Here is an 18039-nt window from a genome sequence, read left to right on the forward strand (position 1 = left end):
CCCATGCGCGACTTTTCCCAAGACCACCGCTGGCTTTCCATCAACACCGCCACCGTGCGCAAGAGCCGGGGCGAGGACCTGCCGCTGCCCCGCATCCTCGCTGCCATCGCCGAACGCGGCATCCGCGCCATCTCGCCCTGGCGCGACCAGGTGGCGGCCGCGGGCCTGGCGAACGTGTCGAAGCAAGTGCGGGCGCTGGGCCTGGAACTCTCGGGCTATTGCCGAGGCGGCATGTTCCCCGCGGCCGATGCCGCGGGCCTGCGCGCCGCGCGCGACGACAACCGGCGCGCGGTCGACGAAGCCGCCGAACTGCGGGCGGCCTGCCTGGTGCTGGTGGTGGGTGGGCTGCCCGGCGCGCTGCAAGGCCAGGCCGCGCACAAGGACATCGCGCTGGCGCGGACGCAGGTGCAGGACGGCATCGGCGAACTGCTGGAGCACGCGCGGCAGGCGAAGATGCCGGTGGCTATCGAGCCGCTGCATCCGATGTACGCGGCCGACCGCGCCTGCGTCAACACGATGGAACAGGCGCTGGACATCTGCGACGCGCTCGACCCGGGCCGCAGCGGCGACCTCGGCGTGGCCGTCGATGTCTATCACGTGTGGTGGGATCCGAAGCTGCAGCAGCAGATCGCGCGCGCGGGCAGGGAACGCATCCTCGCCTTCCACGTCTGCGACTGGCTCACGCCCACGACCGACCTGCTGAACGACCGCGGCATGCCCGGCGACGGCGTCATCGACATTCCGCGCATCCGCGGCTGGGTCGAAGCCCAGGGCTTTGCCGGCTACAGCGAGGTGGAGATCTTCAGCACCGGGAACTGGTGGAAGCGGCCGCACGAGGAGGTGCTGGACACCTGCATCGCGCGGCACAGGACGGTGGTGTAGACCAGCTCGTCATCCCCGCGGACGCGGGGACCCGGTGCCTTATTGCACCGGCTGCAAGGGACGCGCCGCCGCGGGCTGCGTCGTCGAGCGCGTCGAGCTGGTGCCCGCCTCGACTTCACCGGAAAGCTGGCCGCCCTCCTCGATCACGACCTTGCCGTAGCGCACGCGGCCGGTCACCTTGCCGGTCGAATAGATCACCAGCTTCTGGCGCGCGGTCAGGTTGCCTTCGAACAGGCCGCGGATCTCGGCTACGTCGATTTCCGCCGACCCTTTGAAGGCGCCGCGCTCGGAGATCTGGATCACGCGCGAATCCATCGTCGCTTCGACCGAGCCCTCGACCACCAGCGTGTCGCAGTCGGTGATCTCGACGCCCTTCAGCTTGATGTTGGGACCGACGGTGAGCTTGCTCTCGCCTTCCTTCACGGTGCTCGCGGCGGCGGCCGGCGCGGTGGCCGCGGGCGCCGGGTTCGCGGCGACGGCGGCTGCGTTCGGGGTCGTGGCTCCCGGGCGCGGATAGGGTTCCGGTTCGCGCTTGGACGTGTTGTTGAAGAAGGGGGATTGCAATGCCATGGAAAGTCCTCGGGAGATTGAACTGCAAGAGCCCCGGATGCTACGCATGGCCCCTATTACATGTTCAGCTGGCAGCGCAAGAAGGGTAACGAATGGCGTTGCTGAGCACCGACGCGCAAGCACACTCCTGCGGCTTGCGCGGACCACGACCAAAGGGCAACTTGAATGTTGGCGACTCGCGTTGCACCATGGACGAAAAGAAGGGGAACGCAATGAACGTGATACTGCGGCGCGCGGTGGCACTTGCGTGCTTCGCGGGCGCCATGGCGGGCGCGGCGGCCGCGCCGCCCGAAGGCGAGCAGATCCAGGTAAGCGCGTCCAACCTGCTGGTGGTGCTGCGCGAGACGCCCGGCGCCAACAAGCAGGACGAATCGCTGCAGCCCTTCGGCCGCATCACCGCGCAACTGCCTGACGGCCGCAAGGTCGAATTCGAGGCCAGCTGGTACCAGTACCTCGGCGACATGCACCTGCGGCTGGTGTTCGACGGCCTGCAGCAGGTGCAGAGCGCCCTGCCCGCCGACCTGCAGCAGCTGCACCTGACGCCCGAACAGGCGCTGGCGCAAGCGGTGCACAACCTGCGCGCGCGCTATGGCGCGCCGGTCGTCGAGCCCTGGAACGGCGGGCTGATGCTGGTGCGCGGCAAGTCGCCGGACCTCGATAGCAGCTACTTCCTGGACCGCGAGTTCTGGGAGCAGACCGCGCGCGACTATCCCGAAGGGATCGTGGCCGCGGTGCCCGGCCACGGCGAGCTCGTGTTCGCGCGCGCCGACGACGAGGATGCGCTGAACAGCTTGCGCTTCAGCGCCGCCGCGCTGTTCGCCGCGGAGCGCGGCGCCCGCGTGTCCTCGGCGCTGTACCTGTTCAAGGACGGCCACTGGTCGGTGTTCCAGGCCCCGCAGCAACTGCAGGACCACGCGAACGCCGACGACTAGGGTTGGCTCGTCCGCTTCCAGCCGCGGCTAGAAGCCGACGCTGTAGCGCCAGCCCTTGAAGCGCAGCACCGCGCTGCGCGAGCGGATCTGCTCCAGCAGCACGCCGGGCGCGAGCTCGGCGCCTTCGCCGACCACCTGGCCACCGACGACCAGCATGCGCTGGGCGGCGTTCTCGGAATACACGCCGCCGGAGATGGCGAGCTTGGGCAGCGCGTGCTGGATGTCGGCCGGCAGTTCGGCCTGGGCGTAGATGCGTTCCGCCGTCGCGGACGGCGAGGCCTTGGCGGCATCGAGCGGCTTCGCGGCGGGTTGCTGCGCAGTGGCTTCGGCGGGCTGGCTCGCCGGTGCGGTTGGCGCCGCGGCGGCGACTTGCGTAGTCGCGGCGCCCTTGTTCGCGTCGGCAGGCTTGGCCGCGTCCGCGGTCTTCGTTGTCTTGGCGACCGGGGCCGCCGGCGCGGCCTTCACGGCCGCCACCTTCACCGGCTGCGGCGCCGGCATCGGCGGCGGCGCGGGCTGCACGCTGTCGGCCACCGGCGCTGCAGCGGGCGGCGCAGCCGGTACCGGGGCAAGCACGGGCGCGGGAACCGGAGCAACGGCAACAGGCGCAGGCAATGGCGCCGGCGCGCTGCGCTCACGCAGGACATAGGCAGCGCCGCCCGCCACGACCAGCACGGCGGCCAGCGCGGCCCCCAGGGCCGGCGGCAGGCGCCGCGAGGCAGCCGGCAGTTGCGCCATCGGCTGCGCGTGGATGCCGCGGGCGGGATCGCGCTCGCGCTCGGCATCGGCCTTGCGCAGGGCATCGAGGATGTAGGACATGCGTTCTTCGCGTTCTCAGGGGTCGGTGCGCAGCCGCGGCTCGTCGACGCCGCTCGCCCGGTTCAATTGCATGTAGGTCAGCGGGCCCGGCCGGCCATCGGCGGGCAGGCCCTGCGCCAGCTGGAAAGCCTTGACGTCGCTGCGCAGCGCATTGTCCAGGACAGGCGGGTGGCGCGGCGGTGGCGCGCCCTTGGCGGCCGCCAGCTTGTCGGCGACCCAGGCGACCGTGAGGCCACCCTGGCCGTCGGCCACGTGGCCGTCGTAGCCCTCGGGGGCGCGCCACAGCGTGCCGAAGTCACCGTCCCAGCGCGCGGCCAGCGCCGCCAGCGTGACGGTCTGTTCGGTGCCGGCGGCGCGCAGCGTGGCGTGCTGCCCGTTCAGCGCCGCCAGGATGGCATAGGACGGCTGGCCGGTGGCCTTGTCGAGCGTGACGATGCCGGGCCGCCCGAGCTGGCGGATCAGCGCCAGGCTCAAGGTCTTGTTGAAGCACTGCACGCGCTCGCGCGCCAGCGCGGCGCAGGGCTCGGCATCGGGCGGCGGCGACAGCTTCCACACCTGCGCCAGTTCGCGCCAGGCCGCGCTCTCGTCGCGCAGCAGCACCGGCCTCGGCGGCGGAACCTGGGTAGCCACCAGCAGGGCCTGGGCAGGCGGGTTGGCGGATGGCGACATAGCCGGCGCGGCTGCGGCCGGCGGCGCGAGGACCTGGGCACCCACTTGCGGCGCGGCCCCCTGGACGCTGGACTGCGGCGCTGCGGCCTGGGCCCCGACTTGGGACGCCACGGCCTGGCCACCGGACTGCGACACCGCGGCCTGGGCAAGCGCTGGCGGCGCAGTGGGCACCGCCGGCGCAGGCTGCAAGGCCGCCGACGGACGCGCCTCAGCCAGCGGCGCTTCGCGCGTAGCCATCGCGTACAGCCCGACGCCCACAGCCAGGCCGCCGACACCCGCCAGCGCCAGGCGGCGCCAGGCCGGCGCCGGGCGTGCCGTGCGCAGAAACACTTCGTCGGCGGCACGGGCCACCACGGCGCGCGTCACCTGCGCCTGGCCGCCGGCATAGGCGCCCAGCAACGCGCGGTCGCACAGCAGGTTGATGCGGCGCGGCACGCCACCGCTCTCGCGGTGCACGCCCTTCAGCGCGCCGCGGTCGAAGGGCAGCGGCCCCTGCAGGCCGCAGACCTCCAGCCGGTGGCGCACATATTGGGCGCTCTCGTCCTCGGTCAGCGGCCCCAGGTGGTAGCGCGCGATCACGCGCTGCGCCAGCTGCTCCAGCTCGGGCCGGGCCAGCATGGCGCGCAGCTCGGGCTGGCCGATCAGGATGATCTGCAGCAGCTTGCGCTCGCTGGTTTCCAGGTTGGTCAGCAGCCGCAGCTGCTCCAGCACCTCGGGCGCGAGGTTCTGCGCCTCGTCGATGACCAGCACGTTGTTGCGGCCGGCGGCGTGGGCGCGCAGCAGGAAGTCGTTGAGCGGGTCGAGGAAGTCCTTCACCGTGGCGGCGCGGCCTTCGGCGCGCGGCACGTCGATGCCGAACTCGTGGCACACCGTCTCCAGCAGCTCCAGCACGGTGAGCTTGGGGTTGAAGATGTAGGCGAGGTTGACGTGCGGCGGCACCTGCTCCAGGAAGCTGCGGCACACGGTGGTCTTGCCGGTGCCGATCTCGCCCGTGAGCAGCACAAAGCCACCACCGCCCTGCACCCCGTACAGCAGGTGCGCCAGGGCCTCACGGTGTTGCCCGCTCATGAACAGCAGGCGGGGGTCGGGCGCGATGGAGAACGGCTCCTGCTTCAGCCCGAAATACGCGGCATACATGGCGCCAAGGATACCGCGCCAATGTAACGGCGCTGCTTCCGCGGCGCCCGGGTTTACGCGGGAACCAGCGTCGTGCGGCGCGCCTTGCGCACGTTGAAGGCGCTGACGATCAGGACCGCCTGCACCGCCACCAGGCCCAGCCACACGCCGCGGTAGTTGTGGTGGTCCATCAAGGCGCCGAACACCAGCGGCGAGAAGGCCTGCCCGATGTCCAGGCCGGAATAGACGACGCCATAGACGCGGCCGGTGGAGTTTTCCGGCGTGGAGCGCTTCACCAGCAGGTCGCGCGAAGGCCCGGCGATGCCGGCCGCAAAGCCCATGACGCCGAACAGCACCGGCACCGCCAGCGCGGGCACCGGCGCCAGGCCGATCACCAGCGCCACCACCGCCGCGCCACCGAAGGCGGCGCCGACCACGCGCTCGCAGCGCGCCGGGTCGGAGGCGAGGAAGCCGCCCAGCACCATGCCGCCGGCGCTGCACACCATGTACACGGTCAGGAAGGAAGCGGCCAGGGCCCGCGGCACGTCATGCAACTGCCGCGCCGCTTCCGGCGCGAAGGCCTGCACCACGCTGATGATGATCGCGTAGACGAAGAAGAAGGCGAAGCACATCCACACAGCGGGGATGCGCAGGAAGGCGAAGCTGCTCTCCTGCGGGCCCTTGGCGGCCGCGGGCTTGGCCAGGGTGGGCGGCAGTTCCAGCTTGTCGCGGTTGAACCAGACCACCGCCAGCACGGCCACCACCACGCAGCCGGCCGCCACCAGCGCGGCGCGCCAGGAGAAGTTGATCGCGATCGGCAGCACCAGCGCCGGCGCGGCGGCCCAGCCCAGGCTGCCGGTGACGCCGTGCACGCTGTAGGCATGGCCCAGGCGCGGCGTGCTGACCTTGCGGTTCAGGATGGTGTAGTCCACCGGATGGAAGACGCCGTTGCCGATGCCGGCGATCACGGCGAAGAAGGCCATCGTCCCGTAGTTGGGGCTGGACGCGAAGCCGAAGGCCGCCACCGCCAGCAGCGTGAGGCCGGTGAACAGGATGGGACGCGGGCCGAAGCGGTCCACCAGGAAGCCCGAGCTGGTCTGCACCGCGCAGGACACCACGAAGAACACGGTCATCAGCGCGCCCAGCTCGATGTAGCCGACGTGGAAGGCTTCCTTGAGCCAGGGGAACAGGGGCGCCAGCAGCAGCTGGCTGAAATGGCTCACGAGGTGGGCGATGCCCACCAGCCCGATCACGCCCGCTTCGTTGCGAAGGTTGGCGGCAGAGGCAGGCAAGGCGGTACTGGCGGTCGTCATGGCAGGGATGCTACCGGCGGACGCCCGTTTCTGAAATGCGACGGAACGCCATAGATCAGCGAAAATCAGCCAATGGCCCGCCCACCCGATGACGGCGTCCCTTTCGGGGACACCGGCGCCTTCCGCCCCACCCGCCAGCGCCCGGTGCGCGTGCGTTCGCGCAACATGCCGGCCGACGCCCATTTCGACCCGCACCGCCACCCTTCGGCGCAGCTGGCGTACTGCGCGAGCGGCATCGTGCAGGTGCGCGCGGCGGCGCCGGACCGCGCCAGCGGCGAGGTCACCTACATCGTGCCGCCTTCGCGCGCGGTCTGGATCGCGCCGCACGCGGTGCATGCGATCCACGTGCTGGAGCACGCGCAGCTGCGCACGGTCTACATCGACGCCTCGGTCACGCCGCCGGGCTGGTCCGGCTGCCGGATGCTGGTGGTGTCGCCGCTGCTGCGCGAGCTGGTCGCGGCACTGGACCGGCCCGAGCTGCCGCGCGAGCGCGAAAAGCTGCTGGAAGGCCTGGTGCTCGACGAACTGCAGGGGGCGGCGACGCAGGACCTCGGCGTGCCCTTGCCGCCGGCGCAGACCGGCGACAAGCGCCTGCGCGCGCTGTGCGATGCGGTGCTGCGCGCGCCGGCCGAGCGTGCGACGCTGGCGCAGTGGGCCGCCGACGTCGGCGCCAGCGAGCGCACCATGGCGCGGCTGTTCCGCGACGAGCTGGGCACCAGCTACCAGCGCTGGCGCCAGCAGGCCGTCATCGCGCACGCCCTGCCCCTGCTGGCCCGCGGACTGCCGGTGAGCCAGGTGGCGGCGGCCACCGGCTACGCCAGCGACAGCGCCTTCACGGCGATGTTCAAGGCGGCGATGGGCCAGGCGCCCAGCGAGTTCCGCAAGACCTGACGGCGCGTTGACACGCCCGAGCGCGGCGGCGCATCATCCCTGCCCATTCCAACAGGAGCATCCACCATGTCCTTGCGCATCAACGACACCGCGCCCGATTTCCGCGCCGAAACCACCACGGGCCCGATCCAGTTCCACGACTGGATCGGCGACAGCTGGGCCATCCTGTTCTCGCATCCCAAGGACTTCACGCCGGTGTGCACCACCGAACTGGGCTACATGGCCAAGATCGAGCCGGAGTTCAAGAAGCGCAATGCCAAGCTGATCGGGCTGTCGGTCGACCCGGTGGACAGCCACAGCCGCTGGCTGGGCGACATCGAGGAGACCCAGGGCGCCAAGGTCAACTACCCCATCATCGGCGACAAGGACCTGGCCGTCTCCAAGCTGTACAACATGCTGCCGGCCGAGGAACCGGGCAGCTCCGACGGCCGCACCGCCGCCACCAACCAGACGGTGCGCTCAGTGTTCATCGTCGGTCCGGACAAGAAGATCAAGCTGATGCTGACCTACCCCATGACGACGGGGCGCAACTTCGACGAGATCCTGCGCGTGCTGGATTCGATGCAGCTCACCGCGAAGTACAAGGTGGCCACGCCCGTGAACTGGAAACAGGGCGACGACGTCATCATCGCCGGCTCGGTCAGCGACGAAGACGCGAAGAAGCTGTTCCCCCAGGGCTGGAAGGCCGTCAAGCCTTACCTGCGGGTGACGAAGCAGCCGGGTTCCTGAGCCCTACTCCGGGGCGGCGGCCACGCGTGCCGGCCGCCGGCCCGCCAGGTCGTGCAGCGCCATGCCGCCCAGCATGGCGAGCGCGAACAGCGCCGCCTGCCAATGACCGGCGCCGATGGCCACGATCGCCGGCCCCGGGCAGAAGCCGGCCAGGCCCCAGCCCACGCCGAACATCAGGCTGCCCAGCACCAGGCGCCGGTCGATGTCGCGCGAGGTCGGCAACTGCATCGCGCCGCCCAACCAGGCCGTGGTCCGCCGGCGCGCGACGGCAAAGGCGAAGAAGCTGACGGCGATGGCCCCGCCCATCACGAAAGCCAGCGAGGGATCCCAGTTGCCGGCGAGATCGAGGAAGCCCTGGACCTTGCCCGGGTCGGCCATGCCGGCCAGCAGCAGGCCGAGCCCGAAGGCGAGCCCGACCAGGAATTCGGCAATGCGCTTTTTCATGCTCGGCTCCTCAGGCGAAGACGTGGCGCAGCAGGAAGACGGTGGTGAAGCCCGTCGCCATGAAGGCAAGCGTGGCCACCAGCGAACGCGGCGACAGCCGCGCCAGGCCGCAGACCCCATGCCCGCTGGTGCAGCCGGAGCCGTGGCGCGTGCCCCAACCCACCAGCAAGCCGGCGACGGCCAGCAGCGCCGGGCTCGCGGTGCTGCGGAATTCCGGCAGCGCGGCAAACAGCGACCACAGCGCCGGCGCGGCGACCAGCCCTAGCAGGAAGGCCACGCGCCAGCCGCGGTCGCCGGCGCGTGCTTGCAACAAGCCGCCGACGATGCCGCTGATGCCCAGCACGCGGCCGCTCAGCAGGATGAAGGCCGCGGCGGCGGCGCCCAGCAGCAGGCCGCCGGCCAGCGAGGCCCAGGGCGTGAAATGCGCGAAAGCTATGGTCATCGGCGGCTCCTCCGGCCCTTGGCGGGCGTGCAGAACTGGTCGTACAGCACCTGCAGCACGGCCAGCGCCTGCGGGCTGGCCACGCTGTAGTAGATGTTCTTGCCGTCGCGCCGGGTCTCGACGAGTTCCTCGTCGCGCAGCACGGCGAGCTGCTGCGACAGCGTGGGCTGCACGATGCCCAGCGCCTCCTGCAGCTCGCCCACGTTCTTCTCGCCCTCGGCCAGCAGGCACAGCAGCAGCATGCGGTCGGGGTTGGACAGCACCTTCATCAGCGCGCAGGCGGACTGCGCCGCTTCGCGCATGGCATCGATCTCCACCGTGCTTCCGGGCATGGGGTCTTTCTACAGTTTCGGATTTGACAATCTATCTGTAGATATATTATCGTCAACGTAATGTCCCTGCAAGGAACCGCGATGCGCGCCAAGGTCCAGCCCTTCTTCGACCCCGTGACCGGCACGGTGAGCTACGTCGTGTACGAAGGCCCCGGCGCGGCCTGCGCCATCGTCGACCCGGTGCTGGACTACGACGCGAAGTCCGGCCGCACCAGCACGGCTTCGGCGCGCCGCATCGCGGACTTCGTCTGCTCCCAGGGCCTGCAGGTGGCCTGGATCCTGGAGACGCACGCCCATGCCGACCACCTCAGCGCTGCGGCCTGGCTGCGGGCGGAAATCGGCGGCCGCGTCGCGATGGGCCGCAACATCACCGAGGTCCAGGGCGTGTTCAAGCGCCTGTTCCACCTGGAGCCCGAGTTCAGCTGCGACGGCCACCAGTTCGACCACCTGTTCGCCGATGGCGACACCTTCGCGGTTGGGGGACTGCAGGCGCGCGTCATCGCCATGCCGGGCCACACACCGGCCTGCCTGGCCTACGAGATCGGCGATGCGGTATTCGTCGGCGACACGCTGTTCATGCCGGACGTGGGCACGGCGCGCTGCGACTTCCCGGGCGGCAGCGCGCGCCAGCTTTATCGCTCGATCCGCCATCTGCTGGACCGGCCGGGCGAAACCTGCCTGTTCGTCTGCCACGACTACCCGCCGGAAGGCCGCGCGCCGCAATGGGAAACGACCGTGGCTGAACAGAAGGCCCACAACATCCATGTGCATGACGGCGTCAGCGAGGACGCGTTCGTCGAGATGCGGCAGGCGCGCGACCGCACGCTGGGCCTGCCCAACCTGATGCTGCCTTCGGTGCAGGTCAACATCCGCGCCGGGCAGTTGCCGCCGAAGGAAGAGAACGGCGTGGCCTACCTGAAGATTCCGCTGAACGTCATGTGAGCCAGAGCGCGCGCATCGCTTCGAGGAAAGCGCTGCGCGTGTCGGCTCGCTGCGTGAGTCGGCCGGCCACATAGACCGAGAGCGGCTTCGCCTCCGGCGCGGAGAACACCTGCGCGTCCAGCAGTTGGTCTTCGGGCACGCCGAGCAGTGCGTCGGCATTCGCATCGAGCACCATGAAGTCGGCGCGCTGGCCCACCGCCAGGCCGCCCAACGGCACGCCGGCCGCGGCGCTGCCGCCTTCCAGCGCGCCTTCGAACAGCGCCGCCGCCGTGCTCTCGCGCAGCGCGGCGCGAGCGGCGACGTTACGCTCGCGCAGGGCGAAGCGCTGCGAATATTCCAGCAGGCGCAGTTCCTCGCACCAGCTGCGCGTCACGTGGCTGTCGGAGCCGATGGACCAGCGACCGCTGGCGCCCAGCCAGGTCTGCAGGTCGAACACGCCATCGCCCAGGTTGGCCTCGGTGCTCGGGCAGACGACGACCGCGGCGCCGGTATCGCGCAGCGCGATCGCTTCCTCGGGCAAGGTGTGCGTCGCGTGCACCAGGTTCCAGCGCTCGTCCACGCGCTGCTGCCGCAGCAGCCAGGCGACCGGCCGCTCGCCATGGCAGGCCCGGCAATCCTCCACCTCGCGCCGCTGTTCGGCGATGTGGATGTGCAGCGGCATGCGCCCGCGCGCAGCCGCGGCCACTTCCGAGATCGCCACCATGTCGGCGGCGCGCAGCGAATGGATCGCGACGCCGCTCGTGACGAGCGGGGCCATACCGTGCAGGCGCTCGGCGATCGCCAGCACCGAGTCCGGCGTCGAGGCGAAGCGGCGCTGGTCCTCGCGCAGCGCGCGCTCGCCGAAGCCCGCGCGCATGTACAGCGCCGGCAGCAAGGTGAGCCCGATGCCCACGCCCTGCGCCGCGCGCGCCAGTGCCTGCGCCACCTCGGACGTATCCGCATAGGGACGCCCGTCGGTGTCGTTGTGCAGGTAGTGGAACTCGCAGACCTGCGTGTAGCCCGCCGCCAGCAGCTCCGCGTAGAGGTGCGCGGCGACGGCTTCCACCTGCGCCGGCGAGATCCGCAGGGCCGCGGCGTACATGCGGTCGCGCCAGCTCCAGAAATCGTCCTGGCCGGCCGGGCTGCGCTCCGTCAGGCCCGCGATGGCGCGCTGGAAGGCGTGGCTGTGGGCGTCGACCAGTCCCGGCAAGACCGGACCGGGCAGGCGCTCGGCATCGCCGGCCTCCGGGCCATCCGGCCGCACCTCGGACCAATGGCCTTGCGCGTCGGAAACAAGCAGGACGTCGCGCGCCCAGCCGCCGGCGACCCACGCGCGCGGGGCGAGGAAGCGGCGGGATTCAGAGGCCATGGACCTTGCGCGCAGCGTGCAGCGCGGCTTCGACCATAGCCCGCACCACCGGCTGCACGGCCCGCGCCTGTTCTTCCAGCCAGTCCCAGGGTTCGTCCTCGCGCATGTAACTCTTCTGGGTCATCTCCAGTTGCACCGCATGCACGTGCTCCGCGGGTTTGCCATAGTGGCGCGTGATGTAGCCGCCCTTGAAGCGGCCGTTGACGGCCCGCGTGTACTGCGGGAAGTGCGCCGCCGCGGCCTCCACCGCCTCGGTGATGGAACCGTCCGCGCTGGCGCCGCCCGCGGTGCCGATGTTCAGGTCCGGCAGCACGCCTTGGAACAGCCAGGGGATTTCTGAGCGGATGCTGTGCGCGTCCCACAGCAGGACATAGCCGTGCTGCGCCTTGATGCGCGCCAGCTCGCCGGCCAGCGCATCGTGGTAAGGCTGCCAGTAGGTGTCGCGCCGGCGCAGCCGCTCGGTGCTGTCCGGTGCGGCGCCCTCGGCGTACAGCGTGTCGCCGGTGAAGAAGCGCGTGGGGCACAGCTCGGTGTTGGAGGCGCCCGGGTACATGGGCGCATCGTCCGGCGGCCGGTTCAGGTCGATCACGTAGCGCGAATGCCGCGGCTGCAGCACGCTCGCTCCCAGCTCCACGGCGAAGGCATAGAGCCGCGCCAGGTGCCAGTCGGTGTCTTCCACCTGCATGGCGCGCGGCTGGTAGCACGCCTGCAGCTCGCCGGGAATGTCGGTGCCCATGTGGGGAATGCTCACCAGCAGCGGCAACGTGCCGCGGCGCAAGTCGAATGTCATGAGGGCTGTCCTCCCTGGATCGTCTGCAGCCTCGGGTTGGAACCGAAGGCGTAGCTCAGGTGCGCGGGATGCGCCACGTCCCACAGCACGAAGTCGGCGCGCTGGCCCGCTGCCAGGGTACCGCGGTCGGTGAGGCCCAGCGCGCGCGCCGCCTCGCGCGTCACGCCGGCCAACGCCTCTTCCGGCGTCAGCCGGAACAGCGTGCAGGCCATGTTCAGCATCAGCAGCAGCGAGCTGCAGGGCGAGCTGCCCGGATTGCAGTCGGTGGAGATGGCGATGGGCACGCCCTGCTCGCGCAGCAGCGCCACCGGCGGCAGCTTGGTCTCGCGCAGGAAATAGAAGGCGCCGGGCAGCAGCACGGCGACGCTGCCGGCCTGTGCCATGGCACGCGCGCCCTCCTCGCTGAGCCACTCCAGGTGGTCGCAGCTGAGCGCGCCGTAGCGGGCCGCGAGCTGCGCGCCGCCGCTGTCGCTCAATTGTTCGGCGTGCAGCTTCACCGGCAGGTGCAGCGCCAGCGCCGCGCGAAACACCAGCTCGGTCTGCGCCGGCGTGAAGGCGATGCGTTCGCAGAAGGCATCGACCGCGTCGACCAGGCCTTCGCCCTTCAACATGGGCAGCATGAACAGCACTTCGGCCAGGTAACCGTCGCTGTTGCCCGCGAACTCCGGCGGCAGCGCATGCGCGCCGAGGAAGGTGGTGCGGACGGTGACGCGTTCGGACTCGCCCAGCGTGCGCGCCACGCGCAGGCACTTGCGCTCGTGCTCCAGCGCCAGGCCATAGCCGGACTTGATTTCCACCGTGGTCACGCCTTCGTCCAGCAGCGCCCGCAGCCGCTTGCGGCTTTGCGCGAACAGCTCCTGTTCGCTGGCCGCGCGCGTCGCACGCACGGTGGACGCGATGCCGCCGCCGGCGCGGGCGATCTCCTCGTAGCTGGCGCCGTTGAGGCGCTGCTCGAATTCGCCGGCACGGTCGCCGCCGTACACGAGGTGCGTGTGGCAGTCGACCAGGCCCGGCGTGACGAGCGCGCCGCCGCAATCGTGCGCCTCGATGGCACGGTATTGCGCCGGCAGCTCGCTGCGCGGGCCCACCCAGGCCAGGGTTTCGTCATCCACGACCAGCGCCGCATCGGCGATCCAGCCATAGGCCGCGCCACCGCCCACCATGGTGGCGGCCTTGCAGTGGGTCCAGGCCCGCAAGCTCACAGTTCGACCTCCCACCACCAGCCCGCGCCGCCACGCAGCTGGCCCTGGGCTTCGCCCTCGTGCAGCCGCCAGGCCAGCGTGAACGGCGGCAGTTCCAGCTCCACGCCCTGCCACAGCAAGGCGCAGGCGTCATGGTGCGCATAGAAGCCGAGCAGCCGCCGGCCCTTGGCCGCCACCCGGTTGCCCGGCACCAGCGGCTTCAGCTGGCCCTTGCCGGGCGGCGCCATCAGGTTGATGTCGCGCGTCGGGCCGGCCGGCAGCGTGCAATGCGTGGCCAGGCCGCCGTCGAAGCGGATCGGCACGCCCATCGCCACCAGCTTGGCCTGGCCGGCGAAGCGCAGCTCGACGCCCATGCCTTCGATCACGGCGAACGAACGCTCGATGCCGGGAAAGGCGGAGAAAGGTCCGTCGCGCTCGACGTCGGCGACGGACAGCCGCACCTGCCAATCCTGCGCCGAAGGCCAGGCCAGCAGTTCGCGCGTGACGCCGCCACCGTTGCGCCAGGGCGTCGCCGGCACCTTGGCGAGGGAGACGAGATTCCAGCTCATGCCTGGAACTGCCCCGCGATGCTGTAGCGCGTGCCCGGATAGACCAGGCGCGCGACGCTGGCGACATGGGCGCCGCTGACGGTGCGCCGCTTCATGCTGAGGCAGGGCTCGCTGCGGCGGATGCCCAGCTCCCTGGCTTCCTCCGCCGTGGGCAGGCAAGCCTCGATGCAGTAGCTGGCTTCGGTCAAGGGCGCGTGCTCCAGCAGATGCAGCGTGGGCGACACGCGGGTGAAATCGGTGTTCAGGTAATCGGGCGCGGCTGCCGGGTTCACGTAACGGTCCTCGTGCTGGATGGGAACGCCATTCTCCGCGTGCACCAGCACCGTGTGGAAGACCCGCGCGCCCTTGCGCAGGCCCAGGGCCTGCGCCAGCTCGGGCGTCGCGCGCTCCTCCTCGGCCAGCAGCACGCGCGTGGTGTGCACATGGCCGCGCTCGGCCACCTCTTCGTGGATGTCGCGGATGACGAGCCGCGACGAGATGCGGTGCAGCTGGGCCACGCGCGTGCCCGAGCCTTGCTGGCGCGTCACCAGCCCCTCGGCGGCCAGCTCGCGCAGCGCGCGGTTGGCCGTCATGCGGCTGATCGCGAACTGTTCCATCAGCGCCGCTTCGCTGGGCACGGCATCACCGGGCCGCCATTCGCCGCTGGCGATGTGCTGCCGGACCCAGGTCTTCACCTGCTCGTAGGCGGGTACTGCTTCATCCTTGGCCATGTGCCAAGCATAACCCGATTGACACGAAGTTGTATAGACAAGTACGATGCCTCGCAAATCCAGGAGCCGCCATGTCCGACCCTTCCGGGACACCCCACCTCGCCGCCGGCCCTCGCCCCGTGAAGGCGCCGCAAGGCCCGCAGCTCAGTTGCGCCAACTGGCAGATCGAAGCGGCCTTCCGCATGATCCAGAACAACCTGGACCCGGCGGTCGCCGAGAACCCGGACGCGCTGGTGGTCTACGGCGGCATCGGCAAGGCGGCGCGCAACTGGCCGGCCTTCGAGGCCATCCTCGCCACCCTGAAGAAGCTGCAGCCGGACGAGACGCTGCTGGTGCAGTCCGGCAAGCCGGTGGGCGTGTTCCGCACCCATGCCGGCGCGCCGCGGGTGCTCATTGCCAACTCCAACCTGGTGCCGAAGTGGGCCACCTGGGAGCACTTCAACGAGCTGGATCGCAAGGGCCTGATGATGTTCGGCCAGATGACGGCGGGCAGCTGGATCTACATCGGCACCCAGGGCATCGTGCAAGGCACTTACGAGACCTTTGCCGAAGCGGGCCGTCAGCACTATGGCGGCGAGCTCGCCGGCCGCTGGGTGCTGACCGCGGGCCTGGGCGGCATGGGCGGCGCGCAGCCGCTGGCCGCTTCCTTCGCCGGTGCCTGCTCGCTCAACATCGAATGCCAGCAATCGCGGATAGCCTTCCGCCTGCGCACGCGCTACCTGGACAAGCAGGCCAAGGACCTGGACGAGGCGCTGGCGCTGATCAAGCATCACACGCAGCGCAAGGAAGCGGTCTCCATCGGACTGTGCGGCAACGCGGCGGAGATCGTGCCGGAACTGGTAAAGCGCGCCAAAGCCGGCGGACCGCGTCCGGACATCGTCACCGACCAGACCTCGGCCCACGACATCATCAATGGCTACCTGCCCGCGGGCTGGAGCGTGGCGCAGTGGCAGGCGGCGCAGAAGGACCCGGCGCAGCACGCCGCGCTGAAGCAGGCCGCCGGCGAATCCTGCGCGCAGCACGTGCGTGCGATGCTGGACTTCCACGCCATGGGCGTGCCCACGGTGGATTACGGCAACAACCTGCGCCAGGTGGCGCAGGACTTCGGCGTGGCCAACGCCTTCGACTATCCCGGCTTCGTACCAGCCTATATCCGGCCGCTGTTCTGCCGCGGCGTCGGCCCCTTCCGCTGGGTCGCGCTCTCGGGCGACCCGGAAGACATCCGCAAGACCGACGCCAAGCTGAGAGAGCTGTTCCCGCAGAACGCATCCCTACACCGCTGGCTGGACATGGCCGGCGAGCGCATCGCCTTCCAGGGCCTGCCGGCGCGCATCTGCTGGATCGGCCTGGGCGAGCGGCACCTGGCCGGCCTCGCCTTCAACGAGATGGTGCGCAAGGGCGAGCTGAAGGCGCCCGTTGTCATCGGGCGCGACCACCTCGATAGCGGCTCGGTGGCTTCGCCCAACCGCGAGACCGAGGCGATGCGCGACGGCAGCGACGCGGTCAGCGACTGGCCGCTGCTGAACGCCCTGCTCAATACGGCCAGCGGCGCGACCTGGGTCAGCCTGCACCATGGCGGCGGCGTCGGCATGGGCTATTCGCAGCATGCCGGGGTGGTGATGGTGTGCGACGGCACTACGGAGGCCGACGAGAAGATCCAGCGCGTGCTGTTCAACGATCCGGCGACCGGCGTGATGCGGCATGCGGATGCGGGCTACGAGAGCGCGATCGAATGCGCGCGCGAGAACGGTTTGAACCTGCCGATGCTCTGAATGACCCAAGAAATACTGATCCCTGGTGAGCTCGCCCTGAGCCAATTGCGCCGCCTCAGCGGCCCGGAACGGCTGCCGGTGCAGCTCGATCCCTCGTGCCGCGCCGCCATCCGCGCCAGCGCCGCATTGGTGCAGGACGCCACGCAAGGCGATGCGCCGGTCTATGGCGTCAACACCGGTTTCGGCAAGCTGGCGATGAAGCGCATCGCCCGCGAGGACCTCGCGCTGCTGCAGCTGAAGCTGCTGCGCTCGCACGCGGTCGGTGTCGGCGAGCCGCTGTCCGAGCGCGTGGTGCGCCTCGTGCTGCTGCTGAAGGCGGCCAGCCTGGCGCGCGGCTACTCCGGCGTGCGCGAGGAAGTCGTCGACGCCCTGCTGGCCCTGCACAACGCCGGCATCACGCCCGTCATTCCCTGCCAGGGTTCGGTCGGCGCTTCGGGCGACCTGGCGCCGCTCGCCCACCTGTCGCTGCCCCTCATCGGCGAGGGCGAGGCCTTCTTCCAGGGCGAACGCGTGACCGGCGGCCAGGCGCTGGAACGCGCCGGCCTGCAGCCGCTGCAGCTGGGCGCCAAGGAAGGCCTGGCCCTGATCAACGGCACCCAGGTCTCGACCGCGCTGGCGCTCGACGCCCTGCTCTCGGCCGACCGCATCTTCGAGGCGGCCGTGATCACCGGCGCGCTGACGCTGGACGCGGCCCGCGGCAGCGACGGGCCCTTCGACCCGCGCATCCACGCGGTGCGTGGCCAACCAGGCCAGAGCCAGTGCGCCGCGGCCTATCGCGCCCTGCTCGTGGGCAGCGCCATCCGCCGCTCGCACCTCGAAGGGGACGACCGCGTGCAGGACCCGTACTGCCTGCGCTGCCAGCCGCAGGTGATGGGCGCCTGCCTGGACCAGATGCGCTACGCCGCGCAGGTGCTGGAGCGCGAAGCCAACGCCGTCACCGACAACCCGCTGGTCTTCGCCTCGGAAGGCCAGATGCTGTCCGGCGGCAACTTCCACGCCGAACCGGTGGCGCTGGCCGCTGACGCCCTGGCGGTGGCCATCGCGGAGATCGGCGCCATCGCCGAACGGCGCGTGGCGATGCTGGTGGACACGGTGGTGTCGCGCCTGCCGCCCTTCCTGACCTCCGATCCGGGCCTCAACTCGGGCTTCATGATCGTGCACGTGACGGCGGCGGCTCTCGCCTCCGAGAACAAGTCGCTGGCGCACCCGGCCAGCGTCGACAGCCTGCCGACCTCCGCCAACCAGGAGGACCACGTGAGCATGGCCACCTTCGCCGCGCGGCGGCTGCGCGCCATGCTGGAGAACACGGCCCATATCGTCGCCATCGAGCTGCTCGCGGCGGCCCAGGGCATCGAGTTCCTGCGGCCGCTCGAAAGCGCCCCGGCGCTGGAAGGCGTGCTGCGCCTGGTGCGCAGCATCTCGCCCGCCATGCCGGCCGACCGCAGCCTGGCGCGCGACATCGCCGCCGTGCACCATCTCGTTTGCAGCGGCGACATCGGCCACGCCACCGAGCACCGCATTCCGGAATTGCACGCATTGCGCCTGGCATGAGCCGTGCATAGAGTCTGGACCACATCCCACCGGAGGTAAC

Annotated in this window: 19 protein-coding genes; 7 read left to right on the top strand and 12 right to left on the bottom strand. The window is 70.6% G+C overall.

Features of this window, described 5'->3' with window-relative positions; genetic code table 11:
• The first annotated feature begins 3 nt into the window (after positions 1 to 3).
• Complete coding sequence (locus HHL11_RS19680) at positions 4 to 882, top strand: sugar phosphate isomerase/epimerase family protein (protein WP_169420275.1); 879 nt, start codon at positions 4 to 6, stop codon at positions 880 to 882.
• Positions 883 to 921: 39 nt separating this feature from the next.
• Here the strand turns inward: HHL11_RS19680 and HHL11_RS19685 are convergent, their stop codons facing one another.
• Positions 922 to 1452, bottom strand: coding sequence for a bactofilin family protein (locus HHL11_RS19685; RefSeq protein WP_169420276.1), 531 nt, complete (start codon positions 1450 to 1452; stop codon positions 922 to 924).
• Positions 1453 to 1664: 212 nt separating this feature from the next.
• Here HHL11_RS19685 and HHL11_RS19690 point away from each other — a divergent pair, with 212 nt between their 5' ends.
• Positions 1665 to 2384, top strand: coding sequence for a DUF1444 domain-containing protein (locus tag HHL11_RS19690; RefSeq protein WP_169420277.1), 720 nt, complete (start codon positions 1665 to 1667; stop codon positions 2382 to 2384).
• 27 nt (positions 2385 to 2411) lie between these two features.
• On the opposite strand, the gene HHL11_RS19695 is transcribed toward HHL11_RS19690, so the two are convergent.
• From HHL11_RS19695 to HHL11_RS19705, 3 genes are read right to left on the bottom strand one after another with little or no spacing between them, the layout of a single operon-like run.
• On the bottom strand, positions 2412 to 3200 hold the full coding sequence (locus HHL11_RS19695; RefSeq protein WP_169420278.1) for a general secretion pathway protein GspB: 789 nt from the start codon (positions 3198 to 3200) through the stop codon (positions 2412 to 2414).
• A 15-nt stretch (positions 3201 to 3215) separates the two neighbouring features.
• Entirely contained in the window at positions 3216 to 5006 is a 1791-nt protein-coding gene (locus HHL11_RS19700) for an ExeA family protein (RefSeq protein WP_169420279.1), read from the bottom strand.
• A gap of 53 nt (positions 5007 to 5059) precedes the next feature.
• The gene (locus HHL11_RS19705) at positions 5060 to 6298 is read right to left on the bottom strand and encodes an MFS transporter (protein ID WP_169420280.1); all 1239 of its coding nucleotides are present in this window, start codon (positions 6296 to 6298) and stop codon (positions 5060 to 5062) included.
• Between the two features lie 72 nt (positions 6299 to 6370).
• Here HHL11_RS19705 and HHL11_RS19710 point away from each other — a divergent pair, with 72 nt between their 5' ends.
• Together HHL11_RS19710 and HHL11_RS19715 are read left to right on the top strand one after the other, a co-directional pair.
• Positions 6371 to 7189, top strand: a complete 819-nt coding sequence (locus HHL11_RS19710; protein ID WP_169420281.1) for an AraC family transcriptional regulator — start codon at positions 6371 to 6373, stop codon at positions 7187 to 7189.
• Positions 7190 to 7255: 66 nt separating this feature from the next.
• Positions 7256 to 7918, top strand: coding sequence for a peroxiredoxin (locus HHL11_RS19715; protein WP_169420282.1), 663 nt, complete (start codon positions 7256 to 7258; stop codon positions 7916 to 7918).
• Between the two features lie 3 nt (positions 7919 to 7921).
• On the opposite strand, the gene HHL11_RS19720 is transcribed toward HHL11_RS19715, so the two are convergent.
• From HHL11_RS19720 to HHL11_RS19730, 3 genes are read right to left on the bottom strand one after another with little or no spacing between them, the layout of a single operon-like run.
• Positions 7922 to 8362, bottom strand: coding sequence for a DUF6691 family protein (locus tag HHL11_RS19720; protein WP_169420283.1), 441 nt, complete (start codon positions 8360 to 8362; stop codon positions 7922 to 7924).
• Positions 8363 to 8372: 10 nt separating this feature from the next.
• Complete coding sequence (locus HHL11_RS19725; protein WP_169420284.1) at positions 8373 to 8804, bottom strand: YeeE/YedE family protein; 432 nt, start codon at positions 8802 to 8804, stop codon at positions 8373 to 8375.
• Complete coding sequence (locus HHL11_RS19730; RefSeq protein ID WP_169420285.1) at positions 8801 to 9136, bottom strand: ArsR/SmtB family transcription factor; 336 nt, start codon at positions 9134 to 9136, stop codon at positions 8801 to 8803. The genes HHL11_RS19725 and HHL11_RS19730 overlap by 4 nt, the downstream gene beginning before the upstream one ends.
• A gap of 81 nt (positions 9137 to 9217) precedes the next feature.
• Between HHL11_RS19730 and HHL11_RS19735 the strand changes: the two genes are divergently transcribed.
• On the top strand, positions 9218 to 10078 hold the full coding sequence (locus HHL11_RS19735) for an MBL fold metallo-hydrolase (RefSeq protein ID WP_169421188.1): 861 nt from the start codon (positions 9218 to 9220) through the stop codon (positions 10076 to 10078).
• On the opposite strand, the gene HHL11_RS19740 is transcribed toward HHL11_RS19735, so the two are convergent.
• The 5 genes from HHL11_RS19740 to hutC are packed head-to-tail and all read right to left on the bottom strand — an operon-like array spanning position 10071 to position 14676.
• Positions 10071 to 11426, bottom strand: a complete 1356-nt coding sequence (locus HHL11_RS19740) for a formimidoylglutamate deiminase (RefSeq protein ID WP_169420286.1) — start codon at positions 11424 to 11426, stop codon at positions 10071 to 10073. The genes HHL11_RS19735 and HHL11_RS19740 overlap by 8 nt on opposite strands.
• On the bottom strand, positions 11416 to 12216 hold the full coding sequence (gene hutG / locus HHL11_RS19745; protein WP_169420287.1) for an N-formylglutamate deformylase: 801 nt from the start codon (positions 12214 to 12216) through the stop codon (positions 11416 to 11418). Before hutG ends, HHL11_RS19740 begins: the two co-directional genes overlap by 11 nt.
• On the bottom strand, positions 12213 to 13379 hold the full coding sequence (hutI, locus tag HHL11_RS19750; RefSeq protein ID WP_205964561.1) for an imidazolonepropionase: 1167 nt from the start codon (positions 13377 to 13379) through the stop codon (positions 12213 to 12215). The genes hutG and hutI overlap by 4 nt, the downstream gene beginning before the upstream one ends.
• Before the next feature lie 35 nt (positions 13380 to 13414).
• Positions 13415 to 13966 carry a HutD/Ves family protein gene (locus HHL11_RS19755; protein ID WP_169420289.1) on the bottom strand — a complete coding sequence of 184 codons (552 nt, stop codon included), beginning with the start codon at positions 13964 to 13966 and terminating at the stop codon, positions 13415 to 13417.
• Complete coding sequence (gene hutC, locus HHL11_RS19760) at positions 13963 to 14676, bottom strand: histidine utilization transcriptional repressor HutC (RefSeq protein WP_169420290.1); 714 nt, start codon at positions 14674 to 14676, stop codon at positions 13963 to 13965. The genes HHL11_RS19755 and hutC overlap by 4 nt, the downstream gene beginning before the upstream one ends.
• 71 nt (positions 14677 to 14747) lie before the next feature.
• Between hutC and hutU the strand changes: the two genes are divergently transcribed.
• On the top strand, positions 14748 to 16448 hold the full coding sequence (gene hutU, locus HHL11_RS19765; RefSeq protein WP_169420291.1) for a urocanate hydratase: 1701 nt from the start codon (positions 14748 to 14750) through the stop codon (positions 16446 to 16448).
• Positions 16449 to 17999, top strand: coding sequence for a histidine ammonia-lyase (hutH, locus tag HHL11_RS19770; RefSeq protein ID WP_169420292.1), 1551 nt, complete (start codon positions 16449 to 16451; stop codon positions 17997 to 17999). It begins immediately after the preceding gene.
• Positions 18000 to 18039: the final 40 nt, after the last annotated feature.

Source organism: Ramlibacter agri, from assembly GCF_012927085.1.
Taxonomy (GTDB): Bacteria; Pseudomonadota; Gammaproteobacteria; order Burkholderiales; family Burkholderiaceae_C; genus Ramlibacter; species Ramlibacter agri.